Annotated in this window: 9 protein-coding genes; 5 read left to right on the top strand and 4 right to left on the bottom strand. The window is 47.6% G+C overall.

What is annotated here, in order from left to right:
* The first annotated feature begins 263 nt into the window (after positions 1-263).
* A complete protein-coding gene (gene thrS / locus BMW94_RS13180; protein WP_254790223.1) occupies positions 264-2,240 on the top strand; it encodes a threonine--tRNA ligase in 1,977 nt (658 codons plus the stop codon).
* A 116-nt stretch (positions 2,241-2,356) separates the two neighbouring features.
* On the opposite strand, the gene BMW94_RS13175 is transcribed toward thrS, so the two are convergent.
* On the bottom strand, positions 2,357-3,220 hold the full coding sequence (locus BMW94_RS13175; RefSeq protein ID WP_090998930.1) for an SDR family oxidoreductase: 864 nt from the start codon (positions 3,218-3,220) through the stop codon (positions 2,357-2,359).
* 129 nt (positions 3,221-3,349) lie between these two features.
* Between BMW94_RS13175 and BMW94_RS13170 the strand changes: the two genes are divergently transcribed.
* Positions 3,350-3,895 (top strand): hypothetical protein, encoded by a 546-nt coding sequence (locus BMW94_RS13170; protein ID WP_090998928.1) that lies wholly within the window; start codon positions 3,350-3,352, stop codon positions 3,893-3,895.
* A 71-nt stretch (positions 3,896-3,966) separates the two neighbouring features.
* Positions 3,967-4,698 (top strand): MBL fold metallo-hydrolase, encoded by a 732-nt coding sequence (locus BMW94_RS13165; RefSeq protein WP_090998926.1) that lies wholly within the window; start codon positions 3,967-3,969, stop codon positions 4,696-4,698.
* Positions 4,699-4,799: 101 nt separating this feature from the next.
* Here BMW94_RS13165 and BMW94_RS13160 read toward each other — a convergent pair whose 3' ends face one another.
* Positions 4,800-6,008, bottom strand: a complete 1,209-nt coding sequence (locus BMW94_RS13160; protein WP_090998924.1) for a PQQ-dependent sugar dehydrogenase — start codon at positions 6,006-6,008, stop codon at positions 4,800-4,802.
* Between the two features lie 496 nt (positions 6,009-6,504).
* On the opposite strand from BMW94_RS13160, the gene BMW94_RS13155 reads away from it, so the two are divergent.
* On the top strand, positions 6,505-7,593 hold the full coding sequence (locus BMW94_RS13155) for a M24 family metallopeptidase (protein ID WP_090998922.1): 1,089 nt from the start codon (positions 6,505-6,507) through the stop codon (positions 7,591-7,593).
* Between the two features lie 102 nt (positions 7,594-7,695).
* Here the strand turns inward: BMW94_RS13155 and BMW94_RS13150 are convergent, their stop codons facing one another.
* Both BMW94_RS13150 and BMW94_RS13145 read right to left on the bottom strand, forming a co-directional pair.
* Positions 7,696-8,379, bottom strand: coding sequence for a queuosine precursor transporter (locus BMW94_RS13150; RefSeq protein ID WP_090998920.1), 684 nt, complete (start codon positions 8,377-8,379; stop codon positions 7,696-7,698).
* Between the two features lie 259 nt (positions 8,380-8,638).
* The gene (locus tag BMW94_RS13145) at positions 8,639-10,036 is read right to left on the bottom strand and encodes an L-cystine transporter (protein ID WP_090998918.1); all 1,398 of its coding nucleotides are present in this window, start codon (positions 10,034-10,036) and stop codon (positions 8,639-8,641) included.
* Between the two features lie 334 nt (positions 10,037-10,370).
* On the opposite strand from BMW94_RS13145, the gene BMW94_RS13140 reads away from it, so the two are divergent.
* A complete protein-coding gene (locus tag BMW94_RS13140; protein WP_090998916.1) occupies positions 10,371-12,071 on the top strand; it encodes a methyl-accepting chemotaxis protein in 1,701 nt (566 codons plus the stop codon).
* Positions 12,072-12,133: the final 62 nt, after the last annotated feature.

Raw genomic sequence — 12,133 nt, 5'->3', positions numbered from 1 at the left:
ATTACCCCTCTGCAGCCGTGACCTCGAACTTCAGCTTTTCGGTCTTCTTCCCGGATTCCGAACAAAGCTGTCAGTAGAGTTCACCGCCTGATCCCCGATAACGGATTCCAATGAGGGTTATGATGTTCTTGTTTGCGGCGGCTGGTCGTGTTCAGGAGCATTCATAACCAAATTAGGGTGGAACCACGAGCTGAGCGCACTCGTCCCTTTTCCGGGACGGGTGTTTTTTGCGCTTCAAATATGAATATTGGAGAGTGGTTCACATGAGTAATCCGAATAATAACAGCCAATCCAGCAACCAATCGAATGACCAACAGCAACCTGGGCATCCAATTGAAATTCGCCTGCAAGGCGGAGCTGTACGTTCTTACAACGCAGGCATCACTGTAGGAGCGGTCGCCTCATCCATCAGCACAAGTCTGGGTAAACAAGCCATCGGCGGAATCGTAAATGGCAAAAATGTCGATCTCGACTGGCTGCTTGAGCAAGATTGCGAACTCGTCATCGTTACTTTGGACAGCGCGGAAGGTCTGTATCGCTACCGACACAGCACAGCTCATGTACTCGCGCAGGCTCTCAAACGCATCTACGGTGCGGAACAAGTGAAGCTGGGCATCGGACCTGTCATTGAAGATGGATTCTATTACGATGTCGATCTGGAGCATGCTCTATCCATCAGTGATTTGGCTTCCATTGAGCAAGAAATGAACAAAATCATAAAAGAAAATGAAAAGATTAGCCGCCGGGTAGTTAGCCGGGAGGACGCACTTCGCATCTTTGGAGAGATTCAGGACCCGTATAAGCTTGAACTCATTCAGGATTTACCAGAGGACGCTGAGCTTTCGATTTATGACCAAGGAGAATTTTTCGACCTCTGTCGAGGCCCACATCTTCCTTCCACTGGTCGGATCAAAGCATTCAAACTGCTGAATGTGGCTGGTGCATACTGGCGCGGCAACTCGGATAATAAAATGCTGCAACGCATCTACGGCACTGCTTTCCCGAGCAAAGCCCAATTGGATGAACATCTGCACATGCTGGAAGAAGCGAAAAAACGGGATCACCGCAAACTGGGCAAAGAGCTTGAATTGTTCATGTTCTCCGAAGAAGCACCCGGTATGCCGTTCTATCTGCCCAAAGGCATGACTGTGCGTACAGAACTGGAGCAATTCTCCCGTGAATTGCAACTACAGGAAGGCTATCAGGAAGTTCGCACTCCCCTCATGATGAACAACCGTCTGTGGGAGCAATCGGGGCACTGGGAACATTACAAGGACAATATGTATTTCTCGGAAGTGGACGATGCGACTTTTGCCCTGAAACCTATGAACTGCCCGGGACACATGCTGATTTTCAAAAATACACTCCATTCCTATCGTGAGCTGCCGATTCGTATGATGGAATTCGGTCAGGTCCACCGCCATGAATTCTCAGGAGCTCTGAACGGCATGATGCGGGTGCGGACTTTCTGTCAGGATGATGCCCATCTCTATGTGATGCCAGAGCAGATCGAGGAAGAGATTAACCAGGCGATTTCATTGATCGGACGTATGTACGACATCTTTGGATTTGAGTACAACATTGAGTTGTCCACTCGTCCGGAAGATTCCATGGGATCGGAAGAGCTGTGGGATCAAGCAGAGAGAGCATTGCAGAATGTACTTGATCGGCGCGGTGTGAAATACCGCATTAACGAGGGTGATGGTGCCTTTTATGGTCCGAAAATTGACTTCCACATTCTCGATGCACTGAAGCGCAGCTGGCAGTGTGGAACAATTCAACTCGATTTCCAAATGCCCGAGAAGTTCGATCTCACTTATATTGGGGAGGATAGCCTGAAACACCGTCCAGTCGTGATCCACCGTGCCATCTATGGTTCAATTGATCGGTTCATCGGCATCCTGACTGAACATTATGCAGGTGTGTTTCCACTCTGGCTCGCGCCCGTGCAAGTCAAGCTGCTGCCGGTGTCGGATCATTACGCAGACTATGCCCTTCAAGTTCAGAGCCAGCTGCGGGCTGCCGGAATTCGAGTAGAAACAGACTTGCGCAGTGAGAAGCTCGGCTACAAAATCCGTGAAGCTCAGATGGAGAAAGTGCCTTACTCGCTTGTACTGGGGGAAAATGAGAAAAATGCCTCATCCGCCTCTGTCCGTGCATACGGTCAGGGCGATCAAGGCATTCAGCGCATTGAAGCATTTATGGAGCTGATTCAGCAAGCTGTGAAGGCCAAAGCCTAAGCGCTTAATCAGGAATGGGCTGAAACTTAACGTTAGAGGCAGCCGTTAATATGGAAAACGGCTGCCTCTAATTCTGTTCCAAGAATGTCTCCCCTTCTGCTTCAAGCGGTCAGCAATTACAATTTTTCTTCAGGTCTAAGTCCGACTTGCTCTTCGCTCCATGTCCAGAAACGCTCAGCAGCTGCGACATCCAGCGCATGGGCTTTCAATTCCTGGTCCTTTTGTTGATAGAAGTAACGTCCGGTTACCCCGACGACTTCAGGACTTGTGGCGAGATAGATGGCCGTTTGTGCCCCTTCTTCAGGTGAAAGGAAAAACGGCAGCTTGCCCACCAAAGCCATAATGCGTGTGCCAAACCCCGTATTGCGGTCTACGCCAATACTTGTACCAACCGCACCGGGATGAAGGCAGTTGACCGTGATCCGGGTTTCCGCCAATTTGCGGGCCAGTACACGGGTGAACAACACATTAGCCAGCTTGGATTGAGCGTAACTTTTGATTGGATTGAAGCCTTTATGCAGATGGGGATCTTCGAAATGGATTTTGCCGGCTTTGTATGCACCAGACGAAACATTCACTATACGGCCCTGCTTGGCAGACTTCAACGGTTCGATCAGGAGTAAGGTAAGCAGGAAATGTCCAAGATGGTTAATACCGATCGCTTGCTCGAAACCATCGGAGGTTTCCTGGCGCTTCAACATGACGACACCCGCATTATTAACGAGAGCATCAAGTATATGGTAACGCTCACGGAAGGATTGGGCAAAATGACGGATGCTCTCCAGTGACCCCAGGTCACACAGCATCAGTTCAATCGCAGTAGAGCCGGACTGACGCAGCGCCTCCTCCAGTGCCTGCTGTCCGCGTTTCTCACTGCGGCACGCCATAATCACGTGATACCCTTGCCTTGCAAGTTCAATAGTGGTTGCCAGACCCATGCCTGAGTTGGCTCCCGTAACAATGGCTGTTGGAATGGTCATCAGGTACTTCCCTTCTGAACCAGAGGTTCTTCATATTTTGAGACAGTCATCCTCTTGTTTTTAAAGCACGGCTGACGTCAATATGAGATAATCAAAAGATCACATATTGGTCTTATAGGGAGGATACGTATGCTAACCAAAGAAGACTTCAAGAAACTGAAAAAAGAAGCGAAACATGAGATTGCACTCATCGAACAGGAAGTTCAAAATCTCCAGCAAAAGATAGACTCATCCCTGTATGAAAAAGATAAACTGTGGAACGATGAAGAGATTGGTGAGCTTACCCAAAAACGGAAAGAGCGAAAATATAGTTCATGGACGATTGAATTATGCTCGATCATTGAAGACCTACTGAATCAACTATACCAGCAAACGTATCAAAAAAAATTTAATTCGATTCAGCTGATGAAAACTCCTGCATACCGCTCATTATCCAATATCGAGATCCTTCAGTCTGAATTGAAAAATCAGCATCTGTCCCTGAAATCAGGAGAAGAGAAATTGGAAGAAGAAATGGCCAAAGTGTTTCAACTGAGAAATAAACTTATTCACTCCAACTTTTCTTATGCTTCCATCATTAGAGAACATCATGATGCAAATCAAGAGTTTGAATCTACCCTGGATACGGTGAAGAAGTATAGAAAATACTTGAAATATAATCAGCCAGAGAATTGACGAATGCATGATACATGCAAAATGGTCATACACGACAAAGGAGGTGCTCCGGATTCGCTCCGGAAACAAATATGAATAATCAACCCAGAGAAATTACGGTTCTAAATCTTCATATAGTTACACCTGCGGGTAAAAACCCAATCTACCCTGTTATGCTGCGCGATGAAGATGGTATTACGCTTGTGGATACAGGCATGATTGGCCAATTCGCCGAACTTCAATCCGCACTGGAGCACGAAGGCGTTCAGCTATCTGATATCAAGCGCATTATTGTAACCCATTCCGATATAGACCACATTGGTAATCTTGGTGCCCTGGTGAATGCTGTTCCCGAAGTGGAAATCTGGGCGCATAGCGATGAAATTCCGTTTATCACGGGAAAAGAGCCCATGATCAAGTTCACACCAGAACGCAAAGCGTTGCTGCCTGAACCTATAGCGGAGCTGGCGGAACAATTGATCTCACAACGGACTGAGTTCAAAATATCCAAAGTGCTAGAAGATGGTGACATGCTGCCTCTACAAGGCGGTATCCAGGTCATTCATACACCAGGACACACTCCTGGACATATCTGCCTGTACTTCCGGGAGCAACAGTCCCTGCTCGCTGCCGATGAATTGCGTGTGGTCGATGATGAATTAGTGGGTCCTGCTCCACCTGCAACACCGGACATGCCTGAAGCACTGCGCAGCTTGAAAAGGCTGCTTGGGCTGAAGCTGGAGAAGGTACTTTGTTACCATGGTGGCGAGTACACCGATGAGCCGAGTCGGCGCATTGCCGAACTCGCGGAAAGTGCGGACTAATTGGTACCTGCAACTAACTTAAATTTACGTAAATAATGAAGCGAAGGGGCTGTCCCATACGTCATGAACATGGCGGAACAACCCCTTTTCTATTGTAAATGTTACGGTTTCGGCGTCAGAACGATCAGTCGGTCATCTCCATCGCGTGGAGATCCCCGACCATCACGGTTGTTCGTCAGCACATATATTTTCCCGTCTTCTCCGGCAGTCACATTACGAATACGTCCCCACTCGTTCTTAAAAATCGGTTCCACCTGCGTTACTTGTGTACCATCTTCGGAAAGAGTAATTTTGAGCAGTTGTTCACCCCGCAGATTGGCAGCAAGCAGTGATCCGGCCCACGGACCTTCCTCTATAAAGGCTACACCTGATGGAGCCCATGTTTCATCTCCACTATGGGCAAGCGGAGCCTGATATGTGCCGTTGTCATCATCGTCTCCCTCTACCTCTGGCCAGCCATAATTCTCACCAGCTTCAATCCGGTTTATTTCATCAAAATTACGCTGACCATGCTCTGTGGCATACAGATAGCCATTGTCCAGGTTCCAAGCCAGGCCCTGTGCGTTCCGATGCCCCATGCTGTACACCGGTGAATTAGGCCAAGGGTTATCTTCTGGGATCGATCCGTCGAGACCAATCCGCAATATTTTGCCACCCAAGCTATCTTCGTTCTGAGCCAGCTCCGGCTCATAGCGTTCACCTGTCGTAATATAAAGCAGATTGTCCGGGCCAATCTTGATCCGTCCTCCATTGTGATTCACGCCGCCAGGAATGTCACTGAGCAGCTCCTTGTCTATGGTCGCCTTCCCATCACTCACTTTCAAACGCAACACCCGATTGGCAATGTCACCACCACCTTCCAGATAGGAATGGTATGCATACAGATAGCCATTATTGTCAAAGTCCGGATCAGCAGCAAGTCCAAGCAGGCCACCTTCCCCTTCTTCATTAAACGGTGCAGAAAATTCAATCAGAGGTTCAGATGCCAGCTCTCCGTTCTCGATGACCCGAATGGTACCCGGTCGCTCTGTTACAAACATCCGTCCATCAGGCACGCTTACCAACTCCCAAGGTACATTGAGTCCGTCGACCAGCACGGAAGCCTCGTAAGGAATTACAGCATTTTCATCTGTTTCCTCTTCCCCACCACCAGCAATGTTATTACCACCTTCCGCTGTCTGTCCCTGACCTGTACCCTGTCCTTGTGATGTCTGCTGCGATTCTGTCGCCGGGTCACCCGAAGCACAGGCTGTTAGCAAAGCCATACTGAGTAACGAAGCATATAACGGAACGCTTAGTCGATTATTCATGAATACATCTCCCTTCTAATTTTGTTATATCTTGTAATCCTAGTTTCAAGGACTGTCCATTTCCAAAGTAAGTCAATAAGTAAGTAAGCGAGTAAGCAAATTAGCAACCCTACGCGGTTTCGCCCTGTATTACCCTCCTCACCTACCACTCAAACGGGTAGTTAAAGCTAATTTTCGGTCATCATTCCTGCCTCCATTTGGATTTCCCCGACATTCTTCTATAATAGAAAGAAGATATATAAATTGAACTAAATATTTACACGAGAACGTAGAGGACAGAAATAACCTGAAGAAACGAAGTGTTCGCCTAAAAGCTTTCTGAAAGAAAGCTGCATCGGAAGCATACGCTATCCCCGGATTTTACCCCTTGAAAAAGATAATCCAAAAAATCTGGGGATAACAGCGATCGGAAGGTTGTTCTGTCATCGGAGTGGCAAGTGTAAATATTATTTAGTTCAATTTATATAGAACGAACTGAAAGGTGGACATATAACTAATGAATCAAACTCCTTTATCCCGGCTGGAAGCGGGTCTGTCTACACAAGGATTGGACGCCATGCTGATTACAGATCCGAAGCATATTTACTATTTAACAGGTTTTGCGAGTAATCCGCATGAACGTTTCCTTGGGCTTGTTCTTGCACGCGGCGAAGATCCGCTGTTGATCGTGCCTGCACTTGACGAGGAAGCTGCAGCAGCCGCTTCTTCGGTCTCGAACATTGCCACGCATTCCGATACGGACAATCCGTACGCCTTATTTGAGCGTTATCAAGGACGCCTGGGCCGTGTAGGTCTCGAAAAAGAATACGTGACTGTTGCACGTTATGAACAGTTGACCACCGCCCTTGGTGCTGTCAACTTTGAAGATGTCGGTCCTCTGCTTCGCACCTTGCGTGTGAAAAAAACACCGGATGAAGTCGCTCGCATTCGCCATGCCATTCATCTGATCGAGGAGACGCTTCGCCAAGGATTGTCCCACGTTCGTACGGGCGTAACCGAAATCGAACTGGTTGCCGAAATGGAATACCAGATGAAGAAACTGGGTGCAGACAGCCCTTCCTTTGATACAATGGTGCTCACTGGGCCCAAAACAGGCTTGCCACACGGCACACCGGGTGAACGCAAATTGCAGCATGGCGATCTGTTGATGTTTGATATGGGTGTCTATGCTGGTGGGTATGCATCAGATATTACGCGCACATTTGCCTTTGGTGACATTTCACCTGAACTTAAAACCATCTATAACACCGTGCTCGCAGCAAACGAAGCTGCCATTCGTGCAGTTAAGCCAGGCGTGACCTGTGCGGATATTGACCGTGCAGCACGCCAGGTTACGGAAGAAGCCGGATACGGCGAACGTTTCCTGCACAGAGTTGGACATGGCATGGGCATTGACGTGCATGAATATCCTTCATTGCATGGTCAGAACATGGACATTCTCGAGGAAGGTACAGTATTTACGATCGAACCGGGCATCTATACCGGCGCAGGCGGTGTGCGTATCGAGGATGATGTACTTGTGACAGAAACTGGTGTTGAGGTGCTGACGTCCTATCCGAAAGAGCTGCAAATTCTGACGGACTAATCCTTTTTGGCCATAACCAAAAGTCCCGCGTAACCATGAATGCATGGCTTTGCGGGACTTTTGTGTTTGAATTCAACATTTTCGGACGAATGAACTACGAATCTAGGCTTCGTCCTTGAATTTAAAGCTTCGTGCAGCATATAGAAACGGCGTTCCTACCGCAGTCAATACAAATTTGATCACATACGTCGTCAAGAAAATTTCAAGCCAGACGTCCCATGGATAGATGAAGGCAAACGCAATCGTGCAGAATACCAGCGTATCCGCAAACGAACTGATGATCGAGCTGCCGTTGGTACGTATCCACAACTGATTGCGCCCTGGTGCCACCTTGCGCAGCCAAGTGTACAGTCGCACGTCCAGGAACTGACTGATGAAATAAGCTGTCAGACTTCCGAGTGCCAGACGTGGCAGCAGACCAAACAGGGTTTTCATCGAATCCTGTGCAAAGTCCGTCGAAGCCGGTTCAAAGAACAATACCATCTGCATCAGCACTGTCGTCATGATCAATGTGAAGAACCCGAACCATACGGCTTTACGTGCCTCAGCTGGTCCATACTTCTCGTTGAGCAGATCACTGGTCAGGTACATGCTGACATACATCGTATTGCCCAGCGTTAGAACGATCCCCATAATATCTATCGTTTTGGTCACCTGTATATTGGCAATGACTGTTGCCACACCAATCCAGGCATAAAGACCCTTTTTACCGAACAAGCGGTAACACAAAAGAAAAAAGCCATACGTTACGAGAACGAAAAGCGCTCCCCATCCTAAATTAAACAATATAAATACACTGCCTTCCTAGTTTTGATTACGCGGGATGGTTACGAACCGCGGTTTGGCTCTGGGCCAAAACATGAATACTCTATCACATTTCCCCAAAGTTGAACAGCACTAAATAACTCCAGCTGGCTTCAAGTGATATTTACGGTATGCCGAGCGGATGCTAAAAGCAAAAAGCCGCCCTCCGGATTAACCCGAAGAACGGCTGCTCTTGCATGGCTTGTGGCTGTAACTGCCATCCGCCTATTATGAATCTGAATTACGCCTGAAGGGCGGAATCCAGATCACGGCTTTGATCATTGAATGTATCCTGATCGTTTTCTTTCAAAATTTTGCTGGATACGAGACCTGCGGTCATCGAATCGTTCACGTTCAGCGCTGTACGGCCCATGTCGATGAGCGGTTCAACCGAGATCAGCAAGCCTGCCAAAGCTACCGGCAGGTTCATCGTGGACAACACGATCAGGGAAGCGAAGGTTGCCCCGCCGCCTACACCGGCTACGCCGAATGAACTGATCACGACTACCAGGATCAGAGTAATGATGAAGTCCCAGCTCATCGGGTCGATCCCGACCGTAGGAGCAATCATGACCGCCAGCATGGCCGGATAGATCCCGGCACAGCCGTTTTGACCAATCGTAGCACCAAAGCTTGCCGACAGGTTCGCAATCCCGTCCGAAACACCCAATCTCTTCGTTTGTGTCTCCACGTTAAGCGGAATCGCTGCCGCACTTGAACGGGATGTGAAAGCAAAGATCAGCGTTGGGAGAACCTTTTTCACATACGTAATTGGATTGAAGCCAAACAGTGAAATAATAATCAGGTGGATGATGAACATGACGATCAACGCCACGTAGGAAGCAATGACGAATTTGATCAGCTTCAGAATCTCATCCGGGTTCGTTGTGGCGGTTACCTTCGTAATCAGCGCCAAAATCCCGTAAGGCGTCAGCCTGAGCACCAGCGTTACAATCCGCATAACCACCGCATATACCGCATCGACCATGCCGCGGAACGTTTCCGCCTGCTGTGGTTTTTTGCGATCCAATCCGAGCACTGCCACACCGATAAAGGCCGAGAAAATAACAACAGCCAGTGTGGAGGTACGACGTTCTCCGGTCATATCCGCGAATGGATTCGACGGAATGAACTCCAGTACTTGCTGTGGAATCGTCTGATCCTTCACGTCAACGAGACGTTCTTCCATCTTCTGCCCCTGTGCAAGCTCTCGGTCTCCACCTTCGATCTCAATGGACGTCAGGTTGAAGCTCAAGCTCGTCACAATACTCACGCTTGCGGCAATTGCCGTCGTGATGAGCAGGATTGCGATAATCGAAAGGCTCATTTTACCGAGATTCTGCTTGCCTTTCAGATTCATGATGGCCGAAATGATAGAAACCATAATCAATGGAATTACGACCATTTGTAACAAACGAACATATCCTGAACCGGCCAGATTAAACCAATCGACCGACTTGGTAATGATGTCAGAATCAGATGTGTAGATCAATTGCAGAATGACGCCGTATACGACCCCAATGCCCAAACCCGCAAACACACGCTTGGTAAACGAAACATGTTTCTTCTGCATCCAGAACAGGACACCCAGAAGAGCGAGCATGACCACGACGTTTAAAATGATTAAAAAGGTATTCATTTGTATAAATCCTCCTCAGTGTGAGTAACCGGATATCCCGGTTTTCTACTCGCTCAAAAGCGATAATCAACAATATATCATATATCAAACTATTCTGGTAGGTATTAATTGATATTATGTAATATGCGTGTAACAAATTCATCTATTTCTGAAAAAAATACACTGAATCGTGAAAATTATTGTATTCAACCTCCGGTTAATTTTGTAATATAGGTATATCCGCTTATTCCCAAGTTTTCTCAACGTGAAAATTAGGCCTTTCTTCGTTGGTATTTAGTCTTACGATAACGGAAAAGCGATAATGTTAATGAACTTGACGTGAAAGGATGATTCTATGTTTCGAAATCGCACCGTTGCCGGTAAAATCAGAGGCACTTTGTTCCTCGTACTGCTGGTTGCTTCCCTGTTGTTTAGTATCAGTTTCTATGCTGTCTCCATGAATATTATGCAGAGCTACGTGCTTCCACAGTTCGACAAGGTCCTGAGCACGTCCATTCAGGATATATACAAGAACACATCCGCTTCTAAAATTTTGCAAGTACAGAGTGGCGGGGCTGGCTCTGAAGGTGCTGCACTCACCGTGGAATCCTATTTGGCTGGCAAAGCCAAAGAGCATAATCTGGACGGAGCCTACGTCGTGGCCATTCAGGATGGTAAAGCTACCGTTGTCATCGCAAATACCTCCTCGGGCATGAAAGCCGGAGATGAGATTAAAGTAGAAGCAGCAATGAGTGCGGCCACTGAAAAAAAAGAAATGGAAATCAGCCAGGTTTATGCCGATTCCTTCGGTGTACATAAAGCAGCCTTTATACCGATCGCAGGAAGTAACATGATCATGGCTGTTAGCATGGATGCCCAATTCATTCAGGACAAAATTGCACAGATCTTCTGGTTGTGCCTCGGTATCACCGCATTGGTCATTGTGCTAGGATGGCTCATATCGACAAGCATGATCAAACGTGTAACCAAACCGATCATCAAGCTCGTTCAACATAGCAAACAGATATCACAAGGAGATCTGACGGCTGAACTTCAGATTAAAGGTAAGGATGAGATTGCACAGCTGGCTTCAAGCTTCCAGACGATGACTCATAATTTGAAAGAAATGATTAGCCGCGCCCTTTCCACGTCCAATGAAGTTGTAGAAGGCTCCAATGATTTGCTCAAACGGGTAGAATCCATGTCCGGTATGGTGAAAAACTCCAGTCGTTCTGCAGAAAGTGCAGAGAAAGGCAGCGTAAGTATCGCTTCCAGCGCAGCCGAAAATGCAAGAGCCATGGAAGAAATCACACAGGGCATTATGCATATTGCCTCCTCTTCTGCCGAAGTATCCGAGCAGATCGGAGATGCTGCGAACGAAGCTGTTAAGGGTAACCGTCTGGCTCAGGACGCCATTGAGCAAATGGAACGTGTCGGCCAGACCGCGAGCGAATCTCTGCGTTATGTCGAAACGATGAACGAGCGCTCGATCGCGATAGGGACCATCGTTCAATCCATTTTTGAAATCACGAAACAGATTAACATGCTGTCCCTCAACGCTTCCATTGAAGCAGCACGTGCGGGAGAACATGGACGTGGGTTCGCCGTTGTTGCCGGAGAAGTACGCAAACTGGCAGAGCAATCCAAGACAGCTACAGAGGAAATCTCCGATTACCTGGGTACTATCCGTGAAGATGCCGAACGTTCGGTTGATGCCATGAACCGTGTAACCCAAGAGATTGGATCAGGTACTCATGTAGTTCAACAGGCAGGCTCTGCGTTCCAGCAGCTTAACGAATTGATTCAGAACGTCAATCTAACCATTCAGACGGTATCGGCCTCAACACAGCAAGTATCTGCTGGAGCTGAAGAAGTCAGTGCTTCCGTGGAAGAAACGGCTCAAATTACATCTAAGTCCCGTCAAAGCATGCAAGAGATTGCTTCTACAGCGGATCTCCAACTGAATGAGATGGACTCCCATTCCAACACCGTACGTCATCTGCATGAGCAAGCGGTAGAACTGCAATCCGCCATGAAGAACTTCAAAATAAACTAACCGGAATACTTTAACCCATTATTTCCATTTTCGAATCAAACTTAACATTGGGTACACAAATA

It is taken from the genome of Paenibacillus sp. OK003, assembly GCF_900109515.1.
GTDB lineage: Bacteria > Bacillota > Bacilli > Paenibacillales > Paenibacillaceae > Paenibacillus > Paenibacillus marchantiae.
Note: the sequence above shows the minus strand (reverse complement) of the source record. Positions and strands in the feature narration are given on the sequence as shown.